The organism is Brevundimonas mediterranea (genome assembly GCF_011064825.1).
In the GTDB taxonomy this organism is placed as follows: Bacteria; Pseudomonadota; Alphaproteobacteria; order Caulobacterales; family Caulobacteraceae; genus Brevundimonas; species Brevundimonas mediterranea_A.
Genome location: NZ_CP048751.1, coordinates 3,126,150 through 3,152,324, shown reverse-complemented (window position 1 = coordinate 3,152,324; position 26,175 = coordinate 3,126,150). Strand labels below are relative to the sequence as shown.

At 67.2% G+C, this 26,175-nt stretch carries 26 protein-coding genes; 8 read left to right on the top strand and 18 right to left on the bottom strand.

The annotated features are described in order from the left end of the window. Window positions 1–91: 91 nt before the first annotated feature. The gene (locus tag GYM46_RS15505; RefSeq protein ID WP_040349567.1) at window positions 92–697 is read right to left on the bottom strand and encodes a helix-turn-helix transcriptional regulator; all 606 of its coding nucleotides are present in this window, start codon (window positions 695–697) and stop codon (window positions 92–94) included. Window positions 698–988: 291 nt separating this feature from the next. Here GYM46_RS15505 and GYM46_RS15500 point away from each other — a divergent pair, with 291 nt between their 5' ends. Beyond that, the gene (locus tag GYM46_RS15500; protein ID WP_008263159.1) at window positions 989–1,981 is read left to right on the top strand and encodes a helix-turn-helix domain-containing protein; all 993 of its coding nucleotides are present in this window, start codon (window positions 989–991) and stop codon (window positions 1,979–1,981) included. A gap of 80 nt (window positions 1,982–2,061) precedes the next feature. Beyond that, complete coding sequence (locus tag GYM46_RS15495) at window positions 2,062–2,496, top strand: hypothetical protein (protein ID WP_008259387.1); 435 nt, start codon at window positions 2,062–2,064, stop codon at window positions 2,494–2,496. On the opposite strand, the gene GYM46_RS15490 is transcribed toward GYM46_RS15495, so the two are convergent. The 7 genes from GYM46_RS15490 to GYM46_RS15460 form a co-directional block, all read right to left on the bottom strand. Then, window positions 2,493–3,443: a hypothetical protein gene (locus GYM46_RS15490; protein WP_008261057.1), complete on the bottom strand. Its 951-nt coding sequence runs from the start codon at window positions 3,441–3,443 to the stop codon at window positions 2,493–2,495. The genes GYM46_RS15495 and GYM46_RS15490 overlap by 4 nt on opposite strands. Next, window positions 3,440–5,866: a fimbria/pilus outer membrane usher protein gene (locus tag GYM46_RS15485; RefSeq protein ID WP_008264092.1), complete on the bottom strand. Its 2,427-nt coding sequence runs from the start codon at window positions 5,864–5,866 to the stop codon at window positions 3,440–3,442. The genes GYM46_RS15490 and GYM46_RS15485 overlap by 4 nt, the downstream gene beginning before the upstream one ends. 4 nt (window positions 5,867–5,870) lie before the next feature. Then, the gene (locus GYM46_RS15480) at window positions 5,871–6,638 is read right to left on the bottom strand and encodes a fimbria/pilus periplasmic chaperone (protein WP_008260166.1); all 768 of its coding nucleotides are present in this window, start codon (window positions 6,636–6,638) and stop codon (window positions 5,871–5,873) included. Window positions 6,639–6,742: 104 nt separating this feature from the next. Then, the gene (locus tag GYM46_RS15475) at window positions 6,743–7,363 is read right to left on the bottom strand and encodes a hypothetical protein (protein WP_008263118.1); all 621 of its coding nucleotides are present in this window, start codon (window positions 7,361–7,363) and stop codon (window positions 6,743–6,745) included. 148 nt (window positions 7,364–7,511) lie between these two features. After that, the gene (locus tag GYM46_RS15470) at window positions 7,512–8,102 is read right to left on the bottom strand and encodes a hypothetical protein (protein WP_008261880.1); all 591 of its coding nucleotides are present in this window, start codon (window positions 8,100–8,102) and stop codon (window positions 7,512–7,514) included. Between the two features lie 171 nt (window positions 8,103–8,273). Beyond that, window positions 8,274–9,548 (bottom strand): MFS transporter, encoded by a 1,275-nt coding sequence (locus tag GYM46_RS15465; RefSeq protein ID WP_008261689.1) that lies wholly within the window; start codon window positions 9,546–9,548, stop codon window positions 8,274–8,276. Between the two features lie 280 nt (window positions 9,549–9,828). Beyond that, the gene (locus tag GYM46_RS15460) at window positions 9,829–10,665 is read right to left on the bottom strand and encodes an NAD(P)H-hydrate dehydratase (RefSeq protein ID WP_008263982.1); all 837 of its coding nucleotides are present in this window, start codon (window positions 10,663–10,665) and stop codon (window positions 9,829–9,831) included. Window positions 10,666–10,779: 114 nt separating this feature from the next. Between GYM46_RS15460 and GYM46_RS15455 the strand changes: the two genes are divergently transcribed. The 3 genes from GYM46_RS15455 (at window position 10,780) to GYM46_RS15445 (ending at window position 13,622) form a co-directional block, all read left to right on the top strand. Then, the gene (locus GYM46_RS15455) at window positions 10,780–11,118 is read left to right on the top strand and encodes a P-II family nitrogen regulator (RefSeq protein ID WP_008261682.1); all 339 of its coding nucleotides are present in this window, start codon (window positions 10,780–10,782) and stop codon (window positions 11,116–11,118) included. 88 nt (window positions 11,119–11,206) lie between these two features. Next, entirely contained in the window at window positions 11,207–12,613 is a 1,407-nt protein-coding gene (gene glnA / locus GYM46_RS15450) for a type I glutamate--ammonia ligase (protein ID WP_008258959.1), read from the top strand. 154 nt (window positions 12,614–12,767) lie between these two features. Further along, window positions 12,768–13,622: a DUF6065 family protein gene (locus tag GYM46_RS15445; protein ID WP_008259569.1), complete on the top strand. Its 855-nt coding sequence runs from the start codon at window positions 12,768–12,770 to the stop codon at window positions 13,620–13,622. A gap of 11 nt (window positions 13,623–13,633) precedes the next feature. Here the strand turns inward: GYM46_RS15445 and tatC are convergent, their stop codons facing one another. The 3 genes from tatC to GYM46_RS15430 are packed head-to-tail and all read right to left on the bottom strand — an operon-like array spanning window position 13,634 to window position 15,359. Then, window positions 13,634–14,527, bottom strand: a complete 894-nt coding sequence (gene tatC / locus GYM46_RS15440) for a twin-arginine translocase subunit TatC (protein WP_008258703.1) — start codon at window positions 14,525–14,527, stop codon at window positions 13,634–13,636. Beyond that, window positions 14,524–15,117 (bottom strand): Sec-independent protein translocase protein TatB, encoded by a 594-nt coding sequence (gene tatB / locus GYM46_RS15435; protein WP_040349571.1) that lies wholly within the window; start codon window positions 15,115–15,117, stop codon window positions 14,524–14,526. The genes tatC and tatB overlap by 4 nt, the downstream gene beginning before the upstream one ends. A gap of 23 nt (window positions 15,118–15,140) precedes the next feature. After that, window positions 15,141–15,359, bottom strand: a complete 219-nt coding sequence (locus GYM46_RS15430; RefSeq protein WP_008260124.1) for a twin-arginine translocase TatA/TatE family subunit — start codon at window positions 15,357–15,359, stop codon at window positions 15,141–15,143. A 107-nt stretch (window positions 15,360–15,466) separates the two neighbouring features. Between GYM46_RS15430 and rnhA the strand changes: the two genes are divergently transcribed. Then, window positions 15,467–15,919, top strand: a complete 453-nt coding sequence (gene rnhA, locus GYM46_RS15425) for a ribonuclease HI (RefSeq protein WP_008263255.1) — start codon at window positions 15,467–15,469, stop codon at window positions 15,917–15,919. Here the strand turns inward: rnhA and GYM46_RS15420 are convergent. From GYM46_RS15420 to kdsA, 7 genes are all read right to left on the bottom strand, one after another. After that, window positions 15,916–17,325, bottom strand: a complete 1,410-nt coding sequence (locus GYM46_RS15420) for an MFS transporter (protein ID WP_008260107.1) — start codon at window positions 17,323–17,325, stop codon at window positions 15,916–15,918. The genes rnhA and GYM46_RS15420 overlap by 4 nt on opposite strands. Window positions 17,326–17,368: 43 nt before the next feature. Then, window positions 17,369–17,842 carry an NfeD family protein gene (locus GYM46_RS15415; protein WP_008261062.1) on the bottom strand — a complete coding sequence of 158 codons (474 nt, stop codon included), beginning with the start codon at window positions 17,840–17,842 and terminating at the stop codon, window positions 17,369–17,371. Window positions 17,843–17,858: 16 nt separating this feature from the next. Next, window positions 17,859–18,839, bottom strand: coding sequence for an SPFH domain-containing protein (locus tag GYM46_RS15410; RefSeq protein ID WP_008263714.1), 981 nt, complete (start codon window positions 18,837–18,839; stop codon window positions 17,859–17,861). A gap of 78 nt (window positions 18,840–18,917) precedes the next feature. Continuing rightward, a complete protein-coding gene (locus GYM46_RS15405) occupies window positions 18,918–20,015 on the bottom strand; it encodes a DUF3089 domain-containing protein (RefSeq protein WP_008260674.1) in 1,098 nt (365 codons plus the stop codon). After that, a complete protein-coding gene (gene rfaD, locus GYM46_RS15400; protein ID WP_040349572.1) occupies window positions 20,012–21,013 on the bottom strand; it encodes an ADP-glyceromanno-heptose 6-epimerase in 1,002 nt (333 codons plus the stop codon). The genes GYM46_RS15405 and rfaD overlap by 4 nt, the downstream gene beginning before the upstream one ends. Further along, window positions 21,010–22,464 carry a D-glycero-beta-D-manno-heptose 1-phosphate adenylyltransferase gene (gene rfaE2, locus GYM46_RS15395; RefSeq protein WP_008259755.1) on the bottom strand — a complete coding sequence of 485 codons (1,455 nt, stop codon included), beginning with the start codon at window positions 22,462–22,464 and terminating at the stop codon, window positions 21,010–21,012. The genes rfaD and rfaE2 overlap by 4 nt, the downstream gene beginning before the upstream one ends. Before the next feature lie 18 nt (window positions 22,465–22,482). Continuing rightward, window positions 22,483–23,361, bottom strand: coding sequence for a 3-deoxy-8-phosphooctulonate synthase (kdsA, locus tag GYM46_RS15390; RefSeq protein WP_369733378.1), 879 nt, complete (start codon window positions 23,359–23,361; stop codon window positions 22,483–22,485). A 97-nt stretch (window positions 23,362–23,458) separates the two neighbouring features. Here kdsA and GYM46_RS15385 point away from each other — a divergent pair, with 97 nt between their 5' ends. Together GYM46_RS15385 and GYM46_RS15380 are read left to right on the top strand one after the other, a co-directional pair. Continuing rightward, the gene (locus tag GYM46_RS15385) at window positions 23,459–24,925 is read left to right on the top strand and encodes a cryptochrome/photolyase family protein (protein WP_008259551.1); all 1,467 of its coding nucleotides are present in this window, start codon (window positions 23,459–23,461) and stop codon (window positions 24,923–24,925) included. Between the two features lie 22 nt (window positions 24,926–24,947). Next, the gene (locus GYM46_RS15380; protein WP_008261280.1) at window positions 24,948–26,168 is read left to right on the top strand and encodes an SAM-dependent methyltransferase; all 1,221 of its coding nucleotides are present in this window, start codon (window positions 24,948–24,950) and stop codon (window positions 26,166–26,168) included. Window positions 26,169–26,175 lie beyond the last annotated feature (7 nt).

Here is a 26,175-nt window from a genome sequence, read left to right as displayed (position 1 = left end):
GCTTCCGCCGGGCTTAGAACTCGACTGTGACAATCAACACCACGCGCCGGCTCAAGAGGATGCGCCGTTCAGTTCCAAGGCGGCGCGACGATCAACCCTTGAGCCGGTAGGGCGCGACGGCGGCGAACAATTGCTCGCGATTGCTCACCCCGATCTTCAGATAGGAACGCCGGACGTGCGTCCGTGCGGTCTCGACGCTGATGCCGAGATCTTCGGACAGGGTCTTGATATTGGCGCCGCCGACCAGAAGCTTGATCAGACGATCCTCCGACGGCGTCAGGCCGAAGATCACGCCCATGTTCGCCCACAGGCTTTGATCCTCGTCCTGGGCGATCGGGAAAAGCTGAACGGCGATCACATCGGTCTCGTCGACCCTTTCCACGCGCATGAGAAGCGGCCTGTGGTGATCGCCGACCATGTGGATCTCGGGGGCTCCGTCGAGACTGCAGACGAACCGGCGGAACTGTTCCGCCGCCGCCTTGCCCCGGACCACCAGTTTGCCGCCGCTGAGCGCGAGTTCATCAGACGCATCGACGAGGCGGATGGCTGCGGCGTTCGCATCCAGCACCTCCAGGGTCTGTGCGGAAAGGAAAAGGCAGGCGATGGCGTGGTTGGCGAACCAACGGGACAGGTGAAGAGAGGGAGCCTCATCCTCCCGTCCCGTGGCGCCTGCCAGCGCAACGAGCCGAGAAGTCATCGGGAGCGACATGGTTTACCAGAGATTAATAGTCTGGCTTGGCTATAAGTACGCCCCATCCCCAAGTGTGGGTATTGCGCCCTTGATCTCACGATTGAGACTGGAGGATCGGATTCGCTTCGTCTGCTGAGGATGGCGCCAATCCTGCATCACCATCTCGCCGAGATCAGGATAGTCAGTGCCGCGTACCAAACAGGGATTCATTTCCCCGCTTTTCATCTTGCCCGTTGGGCGCACAGTATCGCTCTCGACAGACCGCACGCGGAGCCCCCGACGGGCCAACGCCGGATCATGATCGAAAGCTTCAGCTTTTCGACGCAAGGCCTGACGCCGCCCGAAGCCGCCGAAACCTATCGCAACCTCTATGACGGCGGCGCGGACGTGGTCTCAAGCGGACAGGCCGTGTCTGCTGAGGTCACGGCTCATCGCCTGGATCGTCTCATCCTGTTTGATCGCCGGCTGACGGGCGTCGGGCACGCCCGTCCGGCGCAGCGCGTCGGTCTCAACGGCTTTTCCCATTTCGTCGTTCATCTGGTGGTCGAGGGCGTCCTCGTCGGCAGCGAGGTCAGCGGTTTCGAACAGGCCCACCCGGGCGACCTGGTGCTTCAGGATCTTCGCCGACAGACCCGAACCACGATCCCGGATGGACGTCTGATCACGGTCAGCGTGGCCCGTGATCTGATCGAGGCTGCGGCCGGCGCCGCCAACGGCCTGCATGGCCGCGTGTTGGACCCCGATCAGGCCGGTCTGCTGGGGGACTATCTTCTTTCCTTGTGTCGCCGGGCCGGCGCGCTCGAGCATGATGCGCTTCCGACGGTGTCCCGGACCTTTGTGGATCTGCTGGGGCTCGCCGTCGGCCCGACAGGCGGCGGCGCCACGGCTTCGAAACGGCGGATGGAATTTGATCGCCGCGAGGCCATCCAGAGGATCATCGAGCGAGGTCTCAGCGATCCCGGGCTCAATGCAGGCGTCATCGCCAGGGAGACCGGCGTTTCCCGGGCCACGCTATACCGGCTGCTCGCCCCTCACGGCGGCGTCGACAGTTTCATTCAAAGCCGGCGGCTGGCGGCGGTTCGCACCACGCTGGATCGCTCGGACGACACCACGCCGCTCGCCGAACTGGCGCTCCGATACGCCTTCCGCAACGAGGCGGACATGCGCAGCCGTTTCCGCGCCCGCTTCGACCTATCCCCTGCCGCCTACCGCCAGATGGTCGATGACCCGACGCGTCGCCTGGAGACGATCAAACGGCGCTGGGCGTCCTGGATGGTCGAGGTAAGGTAAACAGGCGTTGACCACGCCGGTTAAAGTGACTTTCAGGCGGAGCGGATAAAAGTGAAGCCTCGCTCCTGGAAGGACGCCTGATGGTTTCGCGCTCTGACATTCTGAAAACGGCCACGCTTGCAGCGGCCGTCTCCCTGCTGGGCGTCGCCCCTGCCCTCGCCGGCGGGGTTTCGATCGGCATTCGAGCGACAGCTCGAACCATCTGCCGGGTCGAGGTCGGCGCGGCCGTCATCCCCGCCTTCGAAACCGGCGAAACCGGCCTGGGCCGAATGACCGAGCTCTGCAACAACGTCGAGGGTTATCGCCTGATCCTCAACCATCCCGCCGGCCTGGTCGACGCCTTCGCCGTGGTCGACGGCCAGCGTGTGCCGCTTTCCTCGACGGCCACCCAGACGGTCATCATCGACAGCAATCAGCCGGCGTTCCGCCAGCGCGACCTCGGCATCATCCTGTCGTCGCCTCAGGACGCCATGAGCCTGAGCCTCCGGGCCGAAGCCAAGGGCATGATCTTCTAGATCGAACAGCCGGCGCCGGGCGACAACCCGAGCCGCGGAGAAAAGGTCAGGGTCACAACGTCGCTGTAGGCGCCGGCGGGCTGGGCGGACACGTCCTCGCCGCTGACCGTGACCTGCAGCGGATGGCTGCGGCCAGACGGCGCCGGCGTGCGGTCGCACACCAGAGCCGCCCCCGCCTCGACCGGAATTCCGCCCAGACGCATCGAATAGCGAAGGCCGGCGGCATCCGCGTCGCCACGACGCAGCACGCCCCATTTCGACGACACGCTCAACTCGTAGGGCGAGGTCGACTGCGCGGTCACGACCACGGTTCCGCTGGAGGACTGATCGGGATTCAGGACGCCCAGGTCGATCTCGCCCCGTCGCATGCCTGCGGATCCGATAAAGGCCGAAATCATGTCCGGCGTCTCCAGGTCCAGCGCGACCCGGCCGGCCTGCTGAATCTCCGCCGCGTCGAGCCGCTCCTCGCCCGAGTAGCAGACGTAACGAACCTCGAGCGGTTCGTAATAGTCTCCCGATCCCACAGACTGGCCGGCCGGCGCCATCAGCCGGAAACTCTCGTTGACGACGTCGCCCGCAGGCCCGGCCTTGAAGCTGACCACGGCGCCATTGGTCGCATTGGGCTGTTCTGCGCCGCTGAAAAACACCGGCCGGGAAGAGTCCCGCGCCCACTCGACATCGTAACCCTGTGGCCCGCCCGCCCCGAACTGCGAACGACCGCCCCGGGGGTCAGGGTCGACCAGGATGAAGCGGACGGCCGTCACGGAGGGATCGGTCCGGCTGACCCGGATGTTGAATGCATGATTGATCGGCGCACCCGAGAACGGATCGTAGCGAACGGACAGGCCCGTTCCCTGCGACTCGAACCCTGCGCATCCGGCCTGTGCGGCGGCGGGCGCGAACATCAGGGCGAGCGCGGCGAGACCGGTCGGCAAAACGATCTTCATGGGCGGGGCTCCGGTGTGATGACGCCCAGACGGACCAGGCCGTCCGCGCCAGCGGGAATGACGATCATATAGGTCTGCGCGCCGTCGACCCCGGCCTCGATCCGCCAACGGCCCGGCCGAAGGCCCTGAACGGCGAAGCGGCCGGAGTTGTTCGTGAACATGCGCACGCCGGGTTGATCCGGTCGCGCCATCTCATAGGCCGTGCCGACCAGGAGCTTCAGCGGCCCGCCGTCCGCCTGGACAAGCTGGCCGGTGGCCGAGACCGAATAGTCCGAACCGACGGTGATCAGATAGCCGGAACGGTAGGGCGGCAGCAGTTGCACCGAGCCGGCGCCGATGTCGTAGCCGGTGGGCGCGTCCGGCACGTCGAACATCACCGTGCGCGGCGAATAGGCGCTGAGTTCAGGCGTCACGGCCCCGCCCAGCCGACCGGACCGCGCGGTGTAGTTCCCCTCGCGGGGCTCCACATAGACTTGGGAATCGTTCAGGCTGGCGTGAGGCGCGAACAGGGCGAAACTGTCGTAGATCGGACGCGACACGGCCATCTTGCCGTCCGCATAGACCAGCGCGCCCCCGGCCCGGAATGAAGTCCGCTGATCCGAGATTTCGCCGCTGTCGGCGTTGAACGACGTCAGATGGGACCCGCCGATTTCGGCGCGGTTCAGCAGGGCTGTGAACGACCCGTTGACCCCGGCCGCGTCTTCGGACGTGTCCAGGTTCGCCGCCGCGCTCCAGGAGCCGACGCCCCGTCCGCGCGAGGTCTGGTACCCGACACGCGCCCGATTGCGGCGACTGTCGACCTCCGCCGTCGCGCTGGCGTAGGAGCCCATGCGATAGGTGAGGCCAAACCGGATGCCGGTCTCGGTGCGGTTCTGACGCTTCTCGAAATTCGCCTCGGCGTTGAACAGCAGCCGGCCGCTGGCGCGCCAGCCGTAGCTTGCGCGGGCCGACGCCTGGTCTTCTCGTGCGCCCCGCCCTACCGAATAGAAGACGTCCGCCGACACATACTGGGTCGTGCCGATCGACTGCGAATAGGTGACCCCGGCCTCATAGGCGAAGGGATTGTCCGCCAGTTCGACGCCGGGCGTGGCGAAGGATTCGCTGATGGTTTGGACCGTGGCGTTCAAGGAACGGGCGCTGCTTCGGTCGGCGCCGAAGACGCGTTCGAAGCTGAGGTTCAACGCATAGCCTTCGCCGATATCGGCGATGGACGATCCAGCCAGATTCATGCCGATCGTGCCGATCGGCGCCGCCCAGACGATTTCACCGCCCACCACGCCGCCGCGTGCGCTGGCCTGGAAGTTGGCGCCCGCCGTCAGATCGTCGGTCAGGCCGCGCCGATAGAAGCCCGACCCGGCCGCGTCCCCCGAGTATTTCCGGCCGCCCTGATCGAAGTCGGTTCGCGTGCCCGCGTAGAAGCCGAATTCCGTCAAACCGGCCGCAAGCAGGCTTCGGTCGAAGAAGATGGAGAATGAGAACACGCTCTCGACGCCCGCATCGTCGCGGATCACCAGCCGCACGTCATTGCCGCCCTGAGCGAAGGGAAAGTCGCTGACGTCGTAGGAGCCGGGGTTCAGCCGCGTCTGCTGAACCGAGCGGCCGTTTATGAACACCTCCACCGTCGAAGGCCGTACCAGGGTGAAGGACCGCTGGCCCCTCGGCTGGATGTTCCGTTGGGGATCGAGATCGGCGTAGACCCGCTCCAGCGACAGGCCCGCGATAGGGCTGGCTCCCGAAAAACCCCGCGCCTGGGGTCTCAGATCACCGGCCGTCCAGCGCCCGGTGCGTGCGACGTCGTCGTAGACCAGACGCGTACCCTCGCGGATGAACGAATCCTCCAGGGTCGCTTCGTTCTCGAGGACGACCCCCCGGAATCGGACCGCGCTGTCGATCAGCAGGCTGGGCGTGCCGAAGCCGGTGTCTTCGCCCACATGCACATAGTCGGTCGTCAGATAGGTGGTCACATAGGCCGAAAGGTTTGCGGGCTTGGCCACGGGCCCGCGAAACTGTTCACGTCCCCCCGAAATGCTCAGGCTGGTTCTGGGCCGCACATCAGGGCTGATCGACAGCGTCAGACCGAAGGTGGCCGGATCATAGGCGATCGGAAAGCCGAGGTCCGTCAGTTCGACGGTCGAGACCCGCTGCCGGCCCGCCAAGGCGCTGGCCAGCGCCTGCCAGGAGGCGGGCGAAATCACGGGCTGAAGCAGGTCCAGAAGCGGATCGAGGTCCACCTGGATACGCGCGTCGGCGGTCAGCAGGTAAGAAATCTCGCCCAAGATGAAAGGGCCGTCCTTCAGCGGTCCGCCCAGGTAGACGTCGCGGCCGGAAGGGTTCAGCGCCGGCGACGGGGGTGCGGTCTGGATCACCTCGAACGCCGCCTCTGACGCGGCGGAATAATAGGAAGGCGGTTGAGCGTCGATCACACGATCACCGATCCTGAACCGGCGTCAGTTCGACCGTCACCGCGCCATTCGGCTGCGGCAGGCGAATATTGATCGGCAGCCGGCGCGTGGCGCCCGAAGGCACCAGGCCCAGGCCCATCAGTTGCTGCAGTTGCTCGGGCTCCCAGGATTCGCGCAGGATCTCGTCGCCATTCGGCGCGCGCTGCACCAGGGTCAGACGGTTCTTGCCGACATAGCCATAGGTGTTGCCGGAGTTGCTGACCATGAGCACAGGGCGGCCGACGCCGTCCTCGCCGGTCTCGATCGCCACCGATTGGACTGCGAGGGCGGACACGGCTCCGGGCGCGCCGACGCTGACCAGAACCTTGAAATTATACAGCACCTGAATCGCGTTCTGATTTTCAGGCAGCACGACAGGCAACTGGGCGACCGTGACGAAGAAGTGCTGGCTGGCCTGGATCTCGGGGTCGCCGACCCACTGAATCCGGAACGCCTGGGACTGGCCCGGCTCCACGGTGGCCTGGGCCGGGAAGACCAGAAGGTCTTCGGCCTCGACATCGGTTTCGCGCAATTCGCCGTCGACGACGTCCAACCGGCGGGCGGTCAGTTCGACGGGAACTGTGGTGGAAAAAGTATTCTGGAGCGTCAGCACCGTCGAGGTGCGCCGGCCAGAAGACAGGAGATCAATGATCACCGGCTGAACATTCAACGCCGTGGCGGGAATGCCCGAGGCCAGCAAGGCCGCAGCAGTTAGAAGGACTCCGACGAGGCGTCGGGCGGCGGCGGGCATCATGGGAAACTACCTGGTGGATCCAAAGGGGGTCGGACCGGCCCTGTGCGGGGGGACCGGTCCGACGGACGCCGACGCCCCGTGGGAACGTCGGCGCTTATTGGGGCTTAGGCGCCCGGAGCAACGGTCACATTGACCGAGCCGGTGTAGGCGCCAGCGGCCAGCCTACGGTCGGTGTTGGAACCCCAGTTGGTCGCGATGTCGCTCGAACCGCCCGACGTCGCCACAGCGCCGCCGTTCGACGCCGCTTGGGCGAAACGAACGTGGGTGTTGCTGTCGCTCAGGCTGACGTGGCCGCCGAAGCGCTGGGCCACGTTCGAGGCGCCGGCGGTGCTGGTGGTGTCCAGGGCCAGGCCGTTGATCGTGGTGTCCAGGTTGTAGCGGATGAACTGGGCGAAGCCGCCCTCGGTCAGGCCGTTGCCGGTGGCGCCAGTGCGGGCCAGAACGGCGCGGTCGACGGTGACCGAGTTGTTCACGCCGTTGCAGAAGGCGATGATGCGGGCGCCGTTCAGGGCGTCTGCGATTTCAGTGGTCACGCCGCTGCGGACCTTGGCTTCCGAGTCGGTCAGGTCGCCGGCCAGGGTCACGGTGGTGGCTTGAGCCGAGACGCCGCACTTGGCGGCGACCGAGGCGTTGATCGCGACGGATTGGCTGTCTTGAGCCGAGGCGGCGCCGGCGGCGGTCAGGGCGAGAGCAGCGGCCGAGGCCGCGAAAACGATACGCTTCATAGGGTAGTCTCCGTCTTGGATTGAGCGCCGGAGAAGCCCGGCGTGTTTTCGAGCGGGCGGAAGGCCCGTCGAGGGCTCCGTCGCCCGCGGTATGCGGTCGACGAATTCGATAGGGCGCGATGCGCCGATCCGGCCGAGGACGTGCGCATCAGGCGCGCGCTCCGACGACCAGAGTAATGGTGTCGCTGTAGTCGCCCGCGGCGAGGCGCTGGTTCAGCGTGGACTGGTCCGGCCAGTCGATGGTCAGGGTCACGCCGCCCGGCGCCGCGATGCCTGAGCCTGAGCCCAACCCCCTGCCCGGCTGGTCCGATGCGAAGTCGCAGTTTCCACCGGCCACGATCTGGTCGGACAGGCAGCGACCGCTGCGCACGTCGCCGTCGCTGGTTTCCAGCGTCAGCCGTACGCCATAGCTCTTGTCGAAGGCGTATCCCGACCCGTCGGGTGCGCCGGTGGTGTTGACCAGACGGCCCTTTTCACCCCGAACGCCGACGGCGAAAGGCGTGTTGCAGTCGAGCGGCAGAGAGACGCTGAAGGTCTGGGCCGTCTCAAGATCCGGGGTGACGCCGCGCAGAGGCGTCGGCGCAATCCGGCTGAAACCACACCGACCTGGAATGACGGCTGAGACGGTGATGTCGACGCCGGCGTCCTGCGCGGCGGCAGGCGCTGCGGATGCGAGGACGGCGAGGATCGCCAGACCGAGGGCGGCGTAACCGGCTAGGTGTCGCGCACGGCGGCGCATCCACGTCGGCTCACCGCCGACATTCGCGTGCTGGATAGCGTGCAATGCCCGTCCCCCCGCGGCGCCCTAGGTTCGGGCGTCTCGCTGACCGGACTGTTGCAGTTAAGAAAACATTAAGCGTCGCCAGATTTGGGTATATCGCTGTGGACGATATAATTTTCCTCAGGGTTTTTATGTATTTCGCCTGATTGGGGAATTAAACGCCGCCGGCATCCGAGGGGGTTCAGACCCGAAACCAGGGGCATTTGGGCCGGAAATCCAGCGCCGGCCTTGCCAGAGCGCCAGGGGAATCATGACCGCAGCTACAACCATGACGACACACGCCAGGCTGGTCGCAAGACCGAACCGCGTATCGATATTCCGGTCGCTGACCACGCCGGTGACCCACGGCCCCAGTCCGACGCCGACAACGGACACGGCGGCCAGAAAGATGGCGTTCACCCCGCTGCGGATCGGATCAGGCGTCAGCGGCTGCAATCCGATCAGCGCGGACGCGGCGGCCATGCCGCTGCTCGCGACCAGCAGACTCAGGCATGCAAGCGTCATCGGCAGCCAGGTCGTGGTCATCAATCCGAAGGCGGCGAGCACCGAAACGGCCAAGGCGCCTGCCATGACCGGCGCAGGTCCCGACGCCTTCATGCGTTCGAGCCCCAACAGCCATCCGGCCGTCAAATGGCCCGCAGGGGCCGCGACCAGCACCACGCCGCCGATCGCGATCGCGGCGTGACCGCTGCTGAGGTCATGCGCGCGCGCAAGGATGGACGGCATCCAGGCGCCCGCCGCCTGAATCGACAGCACGCACCCGGCGCTTGCCCCCATAAGCCCGAACACCGCTCGTCCGTCCCCGGCGAGCCAGCTGACGGCCGTGCGCAGGCCCCGCGTCGGTTCCGCCGAAACCATCCGACGCCCCCGCGCCTTCCAGAGAAGGCCGCCGATCAGGCCGAGGTTGAGCAGGATCGGAATCAGGGAGGCCGAGCGCCAGGGTGAAAGGCCCGCCACGGTCTGCCCTCCGACCAGCAACAGAATTGCGCCCATCAGAAAGAAGCTGCCGCTTCGTCCGGCGGCCGACCCGCTCGTGAACATGGAAACGGCGCGCGCGCGCCCCATGCCGACGCTCGACGACCCAAGGATCATAAGAGCGGCAGGTGCAAAGGCGGCCTGGCCGACCCCCAGCACCATCCGCGCCGCCATCAGGGCTTCATAACTCGACGCCAGAGCGAAGGCCGCGCCGCCGACCGTCCAGACGGCCACGCAAAGCGCCATCAGCCGGAAGGGCTCGATCCGCCGCCCCCAGTGCCCCGCCGCCAGCATGGCCGCCGCATAGGTCAGGGCGAAGGCCGGGCCCTGCAGAGCGCCGATCTGGCGGTCCGTCAGGTCGAACTCGCCCTTCAGCGCTCCAGCGACGACAGACGGCACAGCGCGATCCACAAAGGCCGCGAACTGCACAGACGCCAGAAGCAACACTGTGCCCAGCCCGACCTTCGACGACGCAGCGAGCGCCGACTGGCCGGGCCGCAGGACCGCCCCCGAGGCAAAACTCATATGTAATACAGACCCTTTTCACCTCAGGGGGTCTGCAATAGGCGCTGCAGGCGTCTTCCGATAGTCCCGTTTTGAAACAGCCCGCAGTCCAGGCCTGGCGGTCGCGCAGGCTCCAGATGCGCGTTCCACAATGGGATCGCAGGGGTTTTCAGAATTCGTCAGGGGCAGGACGTCCGCGACGCCCTTACCCTTGGCGAACAGCCATCCACAACGCCCTGAGCGAGACCGGCGAGGTCTCGCTCAGGTCCTCGGCGATCAGGCCCGGTCCGAATCGGTCGGCGGCGTCGGCGTGGATCCACACGGCGGCGCAGGCGGCGTCGAAACTGTCCATGCGCTGGGCCATCAGACCGCCGATCATCCCGGACAGGACGTCGCCGGTTCCTGCTGTGGCCAGCCAGGGCGACCCGTTGCGATTGATGCGAAGACGACCGTCTGGGGCGGCGATGACGGTCTCGGCGCCCTTTAGCACCACGACGGCCTGGGCGCGCTCCGCCGCCTCGGCTGCGGCGGCCACTCGCCCCCTGTGAAGAAGACCCGGGAAGAGGCGTTCGAACTCACCCTCGTGCGGGGTGAGAACATCATCGCGGTCCAGCAGGGCGAACAGTTCGGCGCTGCGCCCCTTGAACACCGACAGGCCGTCGGCGTCGATCACCAGGGCGGCGCCGCTGGACGCCAGGGCCTGGATATTGGCCACGGTCGCCTCGTCCAGACCCGCCGCCGGGCCCACCACGACCGCGTCCATCTCCTCGACCTCGCGCGCCAGGGCCTCGGCCGAGGCGAAGGGGGTCAGCATGACGGCCTCGATGGCGGGGGCGATCACAGCGACCGCGTCGGGGGGGCAGTAGATACGCACCACCCCGGCCCCGATCCGCAGTCCGGCCCGCGCCGCCAGCCGCGCCGCCCCGGTCTGGTGCGCCCGACCCGAGACGACCCCAAGGCGCCCCCGCGCATGCTTGTGCGTTTCCGCGCCCGGCCACGGAAGAAAATTGCGCCAGATCGCCGGGTCGTTGGTTTCTATCATCCGGGCTCCGAATATCCGTGACTTTTCTGCGAAAACCGCTTGCTTTGAACGGCCTTGATGTGTCCCATTCCCGCCCGAGCGCCGCTGCATTCCGCACGCCGCTCAGGGGTCGCCATGAAGAAGATTGAAGCCATCATCAAGCCTTTCAAGCTGGATGACGTCAAAGAGGCGCTCCAGGACGTCGGCGTGCAAGGCATGACTGTGTTGGAGGCCAAGGGATATGGCCGCCAGAAGGGTCATTCGGAGCTGTATCGCGGCGCCGAATACGTCATCGACTTCCTGCCCAAGATCAAGATCGAGGTGGTCGTCGCCGACGATCTCGCCCCTGCGGTCGTCGAGGCCATTCAGACCTCGGCCCGCACCGGCAAGATCGGCGACGGCAAGATTTTCGTGTCCGACGTCGCCGAGGTGATCCGTATCCGCACCGGCGAGACCGGGGCCCAGGCCGTCTGAGTTCGCGTACCCCTCCTCCGGCGGCCGGCGCGTCCATGCGCTGATCGATCGGTTCCTCCCCAACGACCAAGAAACAGGACTTCCGAGAATGAGCGCCAGCAAAATCCTCAAGGAGATCAAGGAGAAGGACGTCAAATATGTCGACGTTCGCTTCACCGACACCCGCGGCAAGCTGCAGCACGTCACCTTCGACATCGACCTGGTCGATGAGGACTTCCTGAACGAAGGCACGATGTTCGACGGCTCGTCCATCGCCGGCTGGAAGGCCATCAACGAGTCCGACATGCTGCTGAAGCCGGACCTGACCACGGCCTATATCGACCCGTTCTACCAGCAGACCACGATGTTCCTGTTCTGCGACGTGCTGAACCCGGACACCGGCGAACCCTACAACCGCGACAGCCGCTCGATGGCCAAGAAGGCCCTGTCCTATGTCCAGTCCTCGGGCGTGGGCGACATGGTCTATTTCGGCCCGGAAGCCGAGTTCTTCATCTTCGACGACGTGCGCTGGTCGACCCAGCCGCACAACACCTCCTATTCGTATGATTCGACCGAGCTGCCGGCCAACACCGGCGCCGAATACACCGAGGGCAACATGGGCCACCGCCCTGGGCCCAAGGGCGGCTATTTCCCGGTCAACCCGGTCGATTCCGGCCAGGACCTGCGCGGCGAAATGCTGGGCGTCATGCGCGACCTGGGCCTCCAGCCCGAGAAGCACCACCACGAGGTGGCCCCGGCCCAGCACGAACTGGGTCTGAAATTCTCGGACCTGCTGACCATGGCCGACCGGCTGCAGCTCTATAAGTACGTGATCCACAACGTCGCCGCCGCCTACGGCAAGTCGGCGACCTTCATGGCCAAGCCGATGTTCGCCGACAACGGTTCGGGCATGCACGTCCACATGTCGATCTGGAAGGACGGCAAGCCCCAGTTCGCCGGCGACAAATACGCCGGCCTGTCGCAGGAATGCCTGTGGTACATCGGCGGCATCATCAAGCACGCCAAGGCCATCAACGCCTTCGCCAACTCGACCACCAACAGCTACAAGCGTCTGGTCCCCGGCTACGAAGCCCCGGTGAAACTGGCCTATTCGGCCCGCAACCGTTCGGCCTCGATCCGCATCCCGCACGTGTCGTCGCCGAAGGCCAAGCGTCTGGAAGCCCGCTTCCCCGACCCGATGGGCAACCCCTATCTGACCTTCGTCGCCTTGCTGATGGCGGGTCTGGACGGGATCGAGAACCGCATCGATCCGGGCGCGCCCGCCGACAAGAACCTGTACGACCTGCCGCCGGAAGAGCGCGGCTCGATCCCCGAGGTCTCCGGCTCGCTGCGCGAAGCCCTCGAGAACCTCGACAAGGACCGCGCCTTCCTCAAGAAGGGCGGCGTCATGGATGACGACTTCATCGACAGCTATATCGAGCTGAAGATGGAAGAGGTGATGCGCCTGCAACTGCACCCGCACCCCGTCGAATTCGACATGTACTACAGCTGCTGATCCCTTCAGCAGTCTGACTTCAGGAAAGCCCCGGACGGTCCGCCGTCCGGGGCTTTTCTTTTCCGTGCGTCACGCGGCCGGCCCAGACGCGGCCGGCTTACACGCCGCCGGCGCCCATGCCATAAGGCCGCATCGGCGGCATACGAGGCTCGAAATGGTCAAGCGTCTCAAGGGGTCTGTTCCCGCGCGTCCCAAGGGCGCCCCGGTCCGCGCGGCCGAAACCGAACTGGTCTGCTATGTGCGCGAGGGCTGGGCCCCGCGTGTGGCGCCGGCCTCGCCCAGGCGCGACTGGATGACCGAAACGCCCGACAGTTTCGCCTATCGCTGCCTGCCCCTCGCCATCGCCAACACCCACGGCTGGGAGATGCTCAGCCCCTGCGGCTTCAAGGCCCGCTGGCATGGCGGCGTCGACGCCAGCTCGGTCGAGATCGTGCTTGATCCCGGCTCGGACCCGCAGCGGGGTCCGGTCTCCCTGTTCGGCAGCGGGACCCTGACCTTCCACGTCGACGGCATCATGCGCACCTCGGAAGGCTGGAACCTGTGGGTCGGCGGCCCGCCCAACGCCATGAAGGACGGCATCGCCCCGATGGGCGGGGTGATCGAGACGGACTGGTCGCCCTACACCTTCACCATGAACTGGCGCTTCACCCGCCCCGACGTCTGGATCCGGTTCGAGGAAAACGAGCCCTTCTGCTTCTTCTTCCCCACCCCGCGCGGCGTGCTGGACAGGCTGAAGCCGGAGTTGCGGCCGATGGAGGACCAGCCCGAGATGCTGCAGACCTTCGACGCCTGGCGAGCCTCGCGGCTGGCCTTCCAGGAGTGGGTCAAGAAGACCAAGCCCACGGCCCCCGCCGATCAATGGCAGAAACTCTACTATCGCGGACTGCATCCGGAGGGCCATGCCGGGCCGGCCGACCATGAGTCCAAGCTCAGACTGTCGCCCTTCCGCCAGACCGGCTCACGACGGGTCTGCCCCGTCGATCACGCGGACGGCAAGAAGCGGGGCTAGAGCGACGGGGCTCAGGCCGAGGCCAGCCCGTCCTCGTCATCCGCCTTCCTGCGGCGCAGTTCGATCAGCCGCACGCACCAGATCGAGACCTCGTAGAGGATGACCAGGGGCACGGCGAGCATCAGTTGGCTGATGGGGTCCGGCGGCGTCACCACGGCGGCGACCACCACCACGGCGACGATCGCATAGCGCCGCCCGGCCGCCATGGCCTTGGAACTGATCATGCCGGCGAGACCCAGCAGGGTCGTCACGACCGGCAACTGGAAGCACAGGCCAAAGGCGAGCAGCAGCGAGGTCACCAGGCTCAGATAGTCCGAAATCTTCGTTGTCTGGGCCACGGAAATCCCGTCGCTGACCACCTGCTGACCCAGCGAGAACAGCATGACGAAGGGCAGCATGACATAATAGACCAACGCCCCGCCCAGGCAGAACATCACCGGCGCCGCGATCAGGAACGGCAGGAAGGCGCCCCGCTCGTTTCGGTACAGGCCCGGCGCCACGAACCGGTACATCTGCCAGGCGATGACCGGGAAGGTCAGGACCGCCGCGCCGAAGGCCGCGATCTTCATCTTGGTGAACAGCTGCTCCAGCGGCGCGGTGGCGATCAGCTGCACCACGGCGGCGCTGCCGGGCGGATAGGGGCGCAGACCGGTCATGGTCGCGATCAGCTCGAGCGGGTTGGCGTGTCCGCCGGACGCCAGGGCCGCCGCATGAATGGCCGCCGCCGCCTGATAGGGTTTGATCAGGGCGATCTGGATCTGGTTGGCGAAGGCGAAACACAGGATGAAGCCCAGGCCGAAGGCGATCACGCAGATCAGCAACCGGCTGCGGAGCTCGATCAGGTGGTCCATCAGCGGCGCGCGCGACGCCTCGATCTCGGCCTCGTCACGATCGGAAAAAGTCAAAGCTCGACGGCCTTCTTGCGCGGGGTCCGGGGCTTGGCGGGCGTCTTGGTCGCGGGGATCGTGGCCGTGGACGCGGCCTTCGGCTTCGCCTTCGGTCGCGGCTTGGGCTTAGTCTCGGCCGTTGCCGATCCGGCGGACTTGGCGGCGGTCTTCGCCGTCGCGCGCTTCGTCTTGGACTCAATCGTCGGCGTCGGCTCAACGAGCGGCGGGGCATCGGGCCATTCGTCGGCTGCGGGCGTCATGATCGGCGCCTCGGCGGTCGGCGCCGGCAGGGCGGCCGGCGCGCCCGGCCCGGTCAGGCCGGCGTTGATGTCCTTGAAGGCCGCATCGGCGTCTGCGCCCAGGGGATACATGGCCCCCTGCCCGCTCCGCAGCGCCTCGACCTCCTTGCGCAGGTCGTCCAGTTCGGACTGACGCGCCATCTCGTCGAAACTGGAGCGGAACTCGTTGGCCATGGCGCGCGCCTTGGCGACCATCTGGCCGACGCGACGCATCAGAACAGGCAGATCCTTTGGCCCCACCACAAGCAGGGCCACCAGGCCGATCACCACTAATTCGAAGCCCCCGATACCGGGGCCGAGCCCGCCCATGCGTCAGCCCTTACAGACGACGACTAGCGCTTCAGCTCTTCCTTTTCCGCATCGGTGCGGGGCAGCGAGCTGACGCCGTCGTGCGGGCCGTCCTTCTTGTCGTCGTCCTTCAGGCCGTCCTTGAAGGCGCGGATGCCCTTGGCGGCGTCGCCCATGATGCCGGACAGCTTGCCGCGTCCACCGAACAGGACGGCGACGACGACAATGACGATGGCCCAGTGCCAGATGCTCATGGAGCCCATGGCTCGTTCTCCTCACGCGGACCGATCATCGATCCCGTCACTTATCTTCAGCGCATATAGGCGCAGTGATGGCCCCGCGCCAAGGGAGGCTGTAGGTCTTCGCGACCATGAGTCCCACCGATCACGTCATCATCCACACCGACGGCGCCTGCAAGGGCAATCCCGGCCCCGGCGGCTGGGGCGCCCTGCTCCAGACCGGGGGGGGCCACGAAAAGGAATTGTGGGGCGGCGAGCCCAACACGACCAACAACCGCATGGAACTGATGGCCGCCATCATGGCGCTGGAGGCGCTGAAACGGCCGTGCAGGGTCGAGCTTCACACCGACAGCAAATACGTCATGCAGGGCATCACCGAATGGATGCGCGGCTGGAAGGCGCGCGGCTGGCTGACGGCCGACAAGAAGCCGGTCAAGAACGCCGACCTGTGGCAGCGTCTGGACGCCGCCCGGCTGAAGCACGACGTCAAATGGCGCTGGGTCAAGGGCCACGCCGGGCACGAACTGAACGAACGCGCCGACCAGCTGGCGAATCGCGGTGTCGCCGACCTCAGGCGCGTCTAGACCGCCTCGACCTCCTTCTCCGGCTCGGCGATGCGGCGTCGGATGCGCGCTCCGCTCATCACCGCGCCGAACAGGGCCGCGACGGCGGCCAGCTCGAAGCCGTGACGCACGCCCGTGACCGGGGCCGCCGACAGCAGGAAGGCGACCACGACCGCCCCCATCGACTGACCCAGCACCCGCGCCGTGCCCAGGGCCCCGCCCGCCGCCCCGGCCCGCTCGCGCGGGGCTTCGGACAGCAGGGCGCGATTGTTGGGCGACTGGAAGAAGCCGAACCCGGCCCCGCACAGGGCCATGCGCCAGATGATGTCGAACCGCGACGAATCCCCGTCGAGGAAGCTCAGCGCCATCAGACCGCAGGCGAACAGGCTCAAGCCGACGGCGCCCAGTATCCCGGCCGAGTACCGGTCCGACAACCACCCGGCCAGCGGGGCGGCGAACATGGTCGCCAGCGGCCAGGGCGTCATCAGCAGCCCGGTCTCCACCGCGCTCAGCCCCAGCGAGCCCTGCAGGAAGAACGGCAGGGAGATGAAGGCCATCATCTGGGCGGTGAAGGAGATGATGGAGGTGGCGACCGACAGGGCGAACATCGGCCGCGCCAGCAGGTCCAGCGGGATCAGCGGCGTCTTGCTGGGCCTCTCATGCCGCACCAGCAGCACCCCGGCCGCCAGCCCGAGCCCCGTCAGGCCGAAGCCCAGGATCGAAGCCTCGCCGTGGGCCAGGGCCTGCATGCCGGTGATGACGAGGCCGAAGGCCGCCGCGCTCAGCGCCGCCCCGGTCAGGTTCAGCCTGCGCTTCTGCAACGGGTTGTGCGGCAGGGTGAAGCCCGCCATCGACACCGCCAGAACCCCCAGCGGAATGTTCAGGGCGAACAGCCAGCGCCATTCGCCGAGGCTCAGCACGGCGCTGGCGATGGTCGGGCCGGCGGCGGCGGCCATGGAGACAATCACCGCGTTGATCCCGACCGCCCGGCCCAGCATCCGCTGCGGATAGGTGAAGCGCACCAGGGCGCCGTTGACGCTCATGATCCCCGCCGCCCCGAACCCCTGCAGCACCCGCGCTAGGCTCAGGGTCAGGATCGAATCGGACAGGGCGCAGGCCAGGGAGGCCAGGGTGAAGACCGCCAGCCCCACCTGCGACACCCGACGATAGCCGACGATCTCGCCCAGCGACGCCAGCGGCAGAAGCGCGACGACGATGGCGATCTGATAGGCGTTGACGATCCAGATGGACGCAGCCTCCGACGCCTGCAGATCCCGGGCGATGGACGGAAGCGCGACATTGGCGATGGCGCCGTCCAGCACGGCGAGGGTGATGCCCAGGCCGATGGAGACGATGGCCCAGTAGCGCCTCGGAACCGGCAGTCCATCCTGGGCCGGGACGACGGAGGCGATACGGCTGTCTGACATCAGCGTCGAACGTCGTCCCACGGCAAAGGTTGCGCGGGACGGCTCAGGTCGCGGCGCGCACCGTCAGCAGCGAGCCGCTGACCCCGTTCACCACGACATCCTGCCCGACCTCAGGCTGCCCCGTTTCGGGCGCGGCCCCGTCGATGACGGCCGACCATTCGGCGCCGGAGACGAACACCCGGCCTCGACCGCCGACGAAGGCCTCCACCACCCGGGCGCGCTGGTCGATCAGACGACTGTTCCGGTCGTTGATGTCGACCCCGTCCGGATTGGCCTTCTGGATCAGGCGTCGCGACAACAGGGTGGCGACGACCGTCAGCACGGCGAAGACCGCCACTTCGCCGGGCAGGCCCAACCGCACCCCGACCGCCGTCATGACCGCCACCAGCCCGGCCGAAACCGCCGGCCACAACAGCCATTCGGTCGAGAACATCGACTCGACGGCCAGCAACAACACCCCGACGGCCAGCCAGATCCAGAACGGCTGGGCGGCGTACAGATCGGCGACGACGGTCATGACCTGGGCTCCCGGATCAGGCGGTGGGCGGAACGGAGGGACGACGCGGGGCGGCGGCGGGCTTGACCGGGGTCGCCTGCTGCTGCTGCCCCTTGGCCAGGTTCACCATCTCGCCGATGCCGGCGATGGTGCCGACCAGGGCCCCCATTTCAGCGGGCACGATGACGGTCCGTTGCTGCGGGCTGCGGGCCAGTTCGGCGAAGGCCTCGACATATTTCTGCGCCACGAAATAGTTGATGGCGTTGACGTCGCCCCGGGCGATGGCTTCCGACACCATGGTGGTGGCGCGGGCCTCGGCCTCGGCTTCCCGCTCGCGCGCCTCGGCGTCGCGGAAGGCGGCCTCCTTGCGGCCTTCGGATTCCAGGATGGCCGCCTGTTTGGCGCCCTCGGCGCGGGTGATGGCGGCCTGTTTCTCGCCGTCCGCCTCGGTGACCACGGCGCGGCGTTCGCGTTCGGCCTTCATCTGGCGGGCCATGGCGTTGGTGACGTCGGTCGGCGGGGTCAGGTCCTTGATCTCGATGCGGTTGACCTTGACGCCCCAGGGCTCGGTCGCCGCGTCGATGACGTGCAGCAGGCGGGTGTTGATGCTGTCGCGCTGGCTCAGCACCTCGTCCAGCTCCATGGAGCCGACCACGGTCCGCAGATTGGTCATGCACAGTTGCGAAATGGCGTAGGGCAGATCATCGACCCGATAGGCGGCGCGGGCGGCGTCCATCACCTGGATGAAGACGATGCCGTCCACCCGGACCATGGCGTTGTCCTTGGTGATGACTTCCTGAGTCGGAACATCAAGAACCTGCTCCATCATGTTCATCCGCTTGCCGACCCGTTCCACGAACGGGGTCAGGAAGCCGATGCCGGGGCTCAGGGTCTTGGTGTATTTGCCGAACCGTTCGACCGTGAATTCACGGCCTTGCGGCACGATCTTGATGACGCTGAACAGGAGCGCGATCGCAAGCAGCAGCAGAACGCCGGCGAAGATGGTGAGAACGTCCATGTGTATCCTCCGTATGCGAGGAGGTTACGCGCGGGACGCGAGCCGCGCCACCGAAACCGGACGACCTTCGTCCGATTTTCAACCGGTCTGCCGAGCGTAGGTTGCAAGCCGTTCCGCCACATCTGCTTCCAGATCGCCGTAGAACAGGTTGTAAGGCCGCGCTTTTCTCCGGTCGGCCCAGTTGCCGGTCTCCCGGAAGGATTCAAGATCGGGCCAGGTGTGGCGCAGCAGACCTTCGCGGCACTGGGTCGCAACCTCGCGCGCCATCAGCGCCGGACGCGCCCCCCATTCCAGCCCCGTCGCATTGGTGGCGCCCCGGTGCAGGCGCGCGGGAACGGGCTCTTCGCCCGTGCCCCCCGTCACCGGGTTCACACAGACCGCCGGCCGCCCCGCCAGATCGACCAGATGCCCCCGCGCATCCCAGACGGTCGCCCGCCGCAGTCGCCGACGGGCGGCCGAGTCGTCGCGGTCGCCGACCTGCGACCAGGCGATCACGCAATGGATCTGGCGCCGATCGGCGCAGGCCGGAATGGAGTCCGGCAGATTCTCGGCGGCGATGATCGTGTCCATCAGATAGGCCGCCACCAGACGGTCCCGGACCGCCGCATCCCGTGCGATCCGTTCGCGGATCAGCCGGTCCAGCAGATCGGCGCCCTGCTCCACCCCCGCCAGGACGATGGGGCCTGTGGGATGGCGCGCCAGCCAGGCGTCAAAGGCCGCCAGGACGTCCCCATAGGCGAAGGCCCGGGCCTCACGCGCATCGTCGCGCAGGGTCAGGCGCGTATAAAGGCTGGCCTGCCGATAGCGCGGCGCGCTGACCGCGCCCGCCCGTGCGAAGGGTCCGGCGTAGTTGGGCAGGACCACCCGGTACAGATAGGCGTCGGCCTTGGGGTCGCCGATGGCCCCGTTCCAGTCGCGCCCGCCGTTGAAGGTGGTCGAATGAACGAAGAAGACGTTGGCCCCGCCCGCCCCCGGCGCCCGCGCGTCCAGCAGAGCCCAGGCGCGCGGATCGGCGTAATCGGGCGCCGGCGGGGGCTTGTAGGTCTGGAACGGCACCTGGGGATCCAGACCGGCGCGCAGAATGTCCCCGCGCCAAACCGCGACCGCAGCGGTCAGCAGGAACACCAGGACGAACCCGATGTAGCCGATCCATTGCCGGGTCGTCAGGCCTCTCATCTGTACTTATCTGGCTGGGCCAGGAAGTTCTGGACGTAGCGACGCACGCCCTCTTCCAAAGGCGTGGACTGGCCCTCGAACCCGGCGGCGCGGATCCGGTCCATCCGGGCCTGGGTGAAATACTGGTACCGGTCGCGGATCGCCTCGGGCATGTCGACATACTCGATCGACGGCGCCTTGCCGGCCGCGGCGAAGGTGGCCTTGGCCAGATCGTCGAACGACCGCGCCTGGCCGGACCCGGCGTTGAAGATCCCCGAGACCTCCGGCGACTGCAGAAGGAATTCGATGATATCGACCACATCGTCCACATAGACGAAGTCGCGCAACTGGCCGCCGTCGGCATAGTTGGGATTGTGCGACCGGAACAGGCTGACGGTCTCGCCCGCCGCGACCTTGGGCCAGATCTGGGCCACGACCGACTTCATCCCGCCCTTGTGCCCCTCGTTCGGCCCATAGACGTTGAAGAACTTCAGCCCCGCCCACTGGGGCGGCGCCTGGCCGCGATCCGACTGGCGCACCGCATACTGGTCGAACAGCATTTTCGAATAGCCATAGGCGTTTAGCGGCCTCAGCTTCGATAGCGACTCCGCATCATCGTCGTCCTTGAACCCCGTCTCGCCGTCGCCGTAGGTCGCCGCCGACGAGGCGTAGATCATCCGGGCGTCCCGGATCGCGCACCAGTCCCACAGGTCGCGCGACAGGGTGAAGTTGGTGCGCAGGATCAGGTCCGCATCCGGCTCGGTCGTGGACGAAATGGCGCCCATGTGCACCACCGCCTCGATCCGCTCCGCATGACGCTCCAGCTGTTCGAACAGTTCTTCCGGCGCCCAGAAGTCGGCGATGGAATGTTTGGCCAGGTTCTTCCACTTGGCCAGGTCGGCGGTCTCCAGCCGGTCGCAGACCACCACGTCATAGGCCGTCTCGGCCGTCAGCCGCGCCACGATATTGGAGCCGATGAAGCCGGCCCCGCCCGTCACAACAATCATTCTGGGCGTCATTGCGTGCTTCCCGTCATCTTTTCGATCGTCCGGGTCGTCGAATACCCATCCTTGAATTCCGCCAGACGGACCACGCCGCCCCAGCTCTCCACCAGGTCGCCGCCCACCACGCCCTCGCGGGTATAGTCCGAGCCCTTGATCAGCACGTCGGGCCGCAGCCGCTCGATCAGGGCGATGGGGGTGGGATCGTCGAAACTGGTCACCCGATCCACGCTGCTCAGGCCGCCGATCACGACGGCGCGGCTGTCCAGGTCATTGACCGGCCGCCCCTCGCCCTTCAGCCGCCTGACCGAGGCGTCGGTGTTCAGCGCCACCACCAGCCGGTCGCACCACGACCGCGCCTGGGCCAGATAGGCGACATGGCCCCGGTGCAGGATGTCGAAACAGCCGTTGGTGAAGCCGACCTTCAGACCCTGCCGCCGCCAGGCCTCGACCTCGGTCGCCAGTTCGTCCAGCGGCGTCACCTTGGCCTGGGCCGCGACGGCGTGCTGGCTCAGCTCCGCCTCGATCAGCTCGGCGGGCGTGACCACGGCCGTCCCGGCCTTTCCGACCACCACGCCCGAAGCCAGGATGGCGAACTGCACCGCCGTCTCCAGCGAGGCCCCGGCGCCCAGGGCCAGGCCCAGCGAAGCCAGCACCGTGTCCCCGGCCCCGGACACGTCGAACACTTCGCGGGCCCGGCCGGGAAAATGCCGCACCGGCCCGTCGCGCCGCGCCAGGCTCATGCCCTTGCCGGCGCGGGTGACGATGATGGCCTTCGCCGTCGTCGCCGCCAGCAGGGCCGCCAGCGCCGCCTCGACCTCGGCGTCGGTCTCGACCGGCAGGCCCGTGGCCCCGGCCAGTTCCGACGCGTTCGGCTTGATGACGTCCACCGCACCATAGCGGGCGAAATCCCGCCCCTTGGGATCGACAATGACCGGCGCGCCGGTCTCGCGCGCGGCTTTCAGGGCCGAGGCGATCAGGGCGTCGCCGACCACGCCTTTGGCGTAGTCAGATAGAAGAATGGCGGAGACGTCGGAAAACGCGTCACTTTCATCTAGAGGTGCAGCAGCCGCCTCCTCGTCCAGGCGAAGCAGCTGCTGCCCCGCGGCCACGAACCGCGTCTTGACGATGGTTGCGGCGCCGGCCGGCCTGGCGATGAAGTCGACGACCCGGTCCTCTGCGGCGATCAGGTCGCGCAATTCCGCTCCGGCCGCATCCTCGCCCGTCACGGCGCCCAGATGCGCCACCCCGCCCAGGGCCGCGACATTGCGCGCCACATTGCCCACGCCGCCGGGCATGGCGGTCGTGCGGCGGGTGCGCAGCACCGGGATCGGCGCCTCGGGCGAGATACGGTTGACCTCGCCATAGACGTAGCGGTCCAGCATCAGGTCGCCGACGCAGGCCGTCTTCAGGCCGCGCACGCGCTCCAGCAGCTTCTGCAGGGCGCCCAGATCGAGGGTGTCAGACATGCGCCCGACCTAGAGGATTCAGGCCGCCTGCGCCACCGGCGCCTTGGCCCCGATCTTGATGGCCAGGTCGTCGAAGGCGATCAGCTGCGCGGCCAGGGCCTCGAACTGGTCCAGAGGCACCATGTTCGGGCCGTCCGACGGGGCGTTGTCGGGGTCCGGGTGGGTCTCCATGAAGACCGCATCCACGCCGACCGAGACGGCGGCGCGGGCCAGAACCGGCACGAACTCGCGCTGACCGCCCGATGACGTGCCCTGCCCGCCCGGCTGCTGCACGCTGTGGGTCGCGTCGAACACGACCGGGCAGCCGATCTCGCGCAGCACCGGCAGGGCGCGCATATCACTGACCAGGGTGTTGTAGCCGAAGCTGGCGCCACGCTCGCAGGCCATGACGTTCGGATTGCCGGCCCCGACCACCTTGGCGATGACGTTCTTCATGTCCCAGGGGGCCAGGAACTGACCCTTCTTGATATTGATCGCCTTGCCGGTCGCGGCGGCGGCCAGCAACAGGTCGGTCTGGCGGCTCAGGAAGGCCGGGATCTGCAGCACGTCGACCACCTCGCCCACCGGGCCGCACTGGGCCTCGGAGTGGACGTCGGTCAGGGTCGGCAGGCCGACGGTTTCGCGGATCTCGGCGAAGATCGGCATGGCGTCCTTCAGGCCGATGCCGCGGGCGGCGCTGGCGCTGGTGCGGTTCGCCTTGTCGAAACTGGTCTTGTAGATGATGCCGACGTTCAGCCGCTCGCCGATTTCCTTCAGCGCATGGGCCGTTTCCAGCGCGTGCTGACGGCTCTCCATCTGGCAGGGACCGGCGATGAAGGCGATTCGTGCGCCGCCGCCGATGACGACAGGCGTCCGAAGACCTTCGGACAACGTAATGACGGCGTTGGGTCGGCTCACGAGGCGGCTCTTTCGAAGTTCGGGCGTTATGGGGGCGGCGTTTGCCGCAGCTATGAGGCCATCAGGTGGCGCTCGTTTTGTGTGAGCGCAAGTTATCATGGAGTTCGCCTGCGTGGCCACCAAGCCTGTCGTCCTCTGGTTTCGCCGCGACCTGCGCCTGAACGACAATCCCGCCCTGTATCACGCCGTCGCCACCGGCCGTCCGATCCTGCCGGTCTTCATCCTGGACCGCGACCCGGACCGTCCGGCGGGCGCGGCCTCGCTGTGGTGGCTGGACAAGTCCCTGCGCGCCCTGGACGATTCGCTTAGGGAACGCGGTTCGCGGCTGATCCTGCGGCGCGGCGATTCGCTGACCCAACTTCAGAGCCTGATCGAGGACACCGGGGCCGACGCCCTGTTTATGAATCGGCTGTTCGAACCCGCCGCCTTCGCCCGCGACGCCGAGATCGCCCATGAGCTGAAGTCGGCCGGCGTCGACTGCCGGGGCTTCAACGGATCCCTGCTGGCCCGACCGGGCGCCGTGCTGAACGGATCGGACGCGCCCTACAAGGTCTTCACCCCCTTCATGAAGGCCCTGCTGGCGACAGCCGAGCCGCCGCCGCCCACGACCGCCCCGCGCCGCATCGCCACGCCCGACGCGGTCCAGACAGAATCGATCGACGACTGGCGCCTGCATCCGACCCGCTCCGACTGGTCCAAGGGTTTCGACTGGACGCCAGGCGAGGCCGGCGCCGACGCCGCCCTGTCCGATTTCCTCGCACGGGGCCTCAAGACCTACGCCAAGGGCCGCGACCATCCCGCCCTTCCGACCACCAGCCGCCTCTCCCCCCACCTGCACTGGGGCGAGATCAGTCCCTGGCGTGCGGCCCAGCGGGCGCGAGGCGCGGCGGACGCGGGCGCGGTCCCGGCGGGCGAGGCGGACAAGTTCGTCGCGGAACTGGGCTGGCGCGACTTCTCGGCCCATCTGCTCCACCATTTCCCCACCATCACCGACCGGGCCTTCCGCCCGGAATACGAATCCATGCCCTGGCGCGGCGATCCCGAGGGTCTGGAGGCCTGGAAGCGCGGCCGCACCGGCTATCCGCTGGTGGACGCCGGCATGCGTCAACTGTGGACGACCGGCTGGATGCACAACCGGGTGCGGATGGTCGTCGCCTCCTTCCTGGTCAAACATCTGCTGATCGACTGGCGCGAGGGCGAGGCCTGGTTCTGGGACACTCTGGTCGACGCCGACCTGGCCAGCAATGTGCAGAACTGGCAGTGGGTCGCCGGTTCGGGCGCCGACGCCGCCCCCTATTTCCGCATCTTCAACCCCATCACCCAGGGCGAGAAGTTCGACGCGACGGGCGGCTATGTCCGCCGCTGGGTTCCCGAACTGCGCCGCCTGCCCGATCGCTGGCTCCCGTCGCCCTGGACCGCGCCGCCCGAAGTGCTGCGCGACGCCGGCGTGCGACTTGGCAAAGACTATCCCCACCCCATCTTGGATCATGCCCAGGCCCGCGCCCGCGCCCTCGACGCCCTGAAGACCGTCACTGGACGAGACGAACAGGCCGGCCATGACTGACGACGTCCAAAGAGGGTCCCGCATGAGTGTCGCCACCGTCGATATCGAGGCCGCCGCCGCCCGCACCCCGCGCATGTTCGCCATGCTGCTGCGTCTGCTGGCGTCGAACTGGACCTTCGGCCGCCTGACCGTTCACCTGCCCAATGGCGAGACCCATGTGCTGGACGGCGAACGCCCCGGCCCCAGCGGCGTGCTCGAGATCAAGGACTACGGCTTCGCCCGCCGCGTCCTGGCCGCCGGCGACATCGGCTTCGCGGAAGCCTATATGGCCGGCGAATGGGACAGCCCCCATCTGGCCGCCCTGCTGGAGACCCTGGTCGAGAACTACGACCACATCCGCCGCCTGTTCGACGGCAACTGGCTGATGATGGCGGTCAACTGGCTGGCCCACCGCCGCAACCGCAACAGCCGGACCGGGTCGAAGAAGAACATCCACGCCCATTACGACCTGGGCAACGCCTTCTACCAGACCTGGCTCGACCCCTCGATGACCTATTCGTCGGCCCGGTTCGAGCGGGCGGACGCCCCTCTCGAGGCCGCGCAGAAGGCCAAATACGCCGCCCTGGCCCGGATGATGGACCTGAAGCCGGGCATGTCGGTGCTCGAGATCGGCTGCGGCTGGGGCGGTTTCGCCGAGTTCGCCGCCCGCGAGATCGGCGCCCAGGTCACCGGCGTGACGATTTCGAAGGAACAGCACGACTTCGCCCGCCAGCATCTGTTCAACGCCGGCCTGTCGGAACGCGCGACCATCGACCTGATGGACTATCGCGACGTCCAGGGCCGGTTCGACCGCGTCGCCTCGATCGAGATGTTCGAGGCCGTCGGCATGGAATACTGGCCGACCTATTTCGAAAAGATCCACGACGTCCTGAACCCCGGCGGCCGGGCGGGTCTCCAGATCATCACCATCCAGGAGCCCCTGTTCGAGGAATACAACGCCCGCACCGACTTCATTCAGAAATACGTCTTCCCCGGCGGCATGCTGCCGTCGGAAGAGCGGCTGAAGCCGGTCGTCGCCGCCGCCGGCCTGAACTGGGGCCCTATCGAACGGTTCGGCCTGGACTATGCCGAGACGCTGAAACTCTGGGACGACCGATTCCAGGCCGCCTGGGCCGACATCCGTCGCATCGTCGGCTTCGACGAGCGGTTTCGCCGTCTGTGGCGCTTCTATCTGGCCTATTGCGAAGCGGGCTTCCGCTCGCGCCGGACCGATGTGGTGCAACTGGTGCTGGACCGCGCCTGACACTAGG

Bases quoted from the DNA above. Each gene is read 5' to 3' on its own strand.
- GYM46_RS15505 (WP_040349567.1), bottom strand. From the start codon at position 697: ATGACTTCTCGGCTCGTTGCGCTGGCAGGCGCCACGGGACGGGAGGAT.
- GYM46_RS15500 (WP_008263159.1), top strand. From the start codon at position 989: ATGATCGAAAGCTTCAGCTTTTCGACGCAAGGCCTGACGCCGCCCGAA.
- GYM46_RS15495 (WP_008259387.1), top strand. From the start codon at position 2,062: ATGGTTTCGCGCTCTGACATTCTGAAAACGGCCACGCTTGCAGCGGCC.
- GYM46_RS15490 (WP_008261057.1), bottom strand. From the start codon at position 3,443: ATGAAGATCGTTTTGCCGACCGGTCTCGCCGCGCTCGCCCTGATGTTC.
- GYM46_RS15480 (WP_008260166.1), bottom strand. From the start codon at position 6,638: ATGATGCCCGCCGCCGCCCGACGCCTCGTCGGAGTCCTTCTAACTGCT.
- GYM46_RS15475 (WP_008263118.1), bottom strand. From the start codon at position 7,363: ATGAAGCGTATCGTTTTCGCGGCCTCGGCCGCTGCTCTCGCCCTGACC.
- GYM46_RS15470 (WP_008261880.1), bottom strand. From the start codon at position 8,102: ATGCGCCGCCGTGCGCGACACCTAGCCGGTTACGCCGCCCTCGGTCTG.
- GYM46_RS15460 (WP_008263982.1), bottom strand. From the start codon at position 10,665: ATGATAGAAACCAACGACCCGGCGATCTGGCGCAATTTTCTTCCGTGG.
- GYM46_RS15455 (WP_008261682.1), top strand. From the start codon at position 10,780: ATGAAGAAGATTGAAGCCATCATCAAGCCTTTCAAGCTGGATGACGTC.
- glnA (WP_008258959.1), top strand. From the start codon at position 11,207: ATGAGCGCCAGCAAAATCCTCAAGGAGATCAAGGAGAAGGACGTCAAA.
- GYM46_RS15445 (WP_008259569.1), top strand. From the start codon at position 12,768: ATGGTCAAGCGTCTCAAGGGGTCTGTTCCCGCGCGTCCCAAGGGCGCC.
- tatB (WP_040349571.1), bottom strand. From the start codon at position 15,117: ATGGGCGGGCTCGGCCCCGGTATCGGGGGCTTCGAATTAGTGGTGATC.
- GYM46_RS15430 (WP_008260124.1), bottom strand. From the start codon at position 15,359: ATGGGCTCCATGAGCATCTGGCACTGGGCCATCGTCATTGTCGTCGTC.
- rnhA (WP_008263255.1), top strand. From the start codon at position 15,467: ATGAGTCCCACCGATCACGTCATCATCCACACCGACGGCGCCTGCAAG.
- GYM46_RS15420 (WP_008260107.1), bottom strand. From the start codon at position 17,325: ATGTCAGACAGCCGTATCGCCTCCGTCGTCCCGGCCCAGGATGGACTG.
- GYM46_RS15415 (WP_008261062.1), bottom strand. From the start codon at position 17,842: ATGACCGTCGTCGCCGATCTGTACGCCGCCCAGCCGTTCTGGATCTGG.
- GYM46_RS15410 (WP_008263714.1), bottom strand. From the start codon at position 18,839: ATGGACGTTCTCACCATCTTCGCCGGCGTTCTGCTGCTGCTTGCGATC.
- GYM46_RS15405 (WP_008260674.1), bottom strand. From the start codon at position 20,015: ATGAGAGGCCTGACGACCCGGCAATGGATCGGCTACATCGGGTTCGTC.
- rfaD (WP_040349572.1), bottom strand. From the start codon at position 21,013: ATGACGCCCAGAATGATTGTTGTGACGGGCGGGGCCGGCTTCATCGGC.
- rfaE2 (WP_008259755.1), bottom strand. From the start codon at position 22,464: ATGTCTGACACCCTCGATCTGGGCGCCCTGCAGAAGCTGCTGGAGCGC.
- GYM46_RS15385 (WP_008259551.1), top strand. From the start codon at position 23,459: ATGGAGTTCGCCTGCGTGGCCACCAAGCCTGTCGTCCTCTGGTTTCGC.
- GYM46_RS15380 (WP_008261280.1), top strand. From the start codon at position 24,948: ATGAGTGTCGCCACCGTCGATATCGAGGCCGCCGCCGCCCGCACCCCG.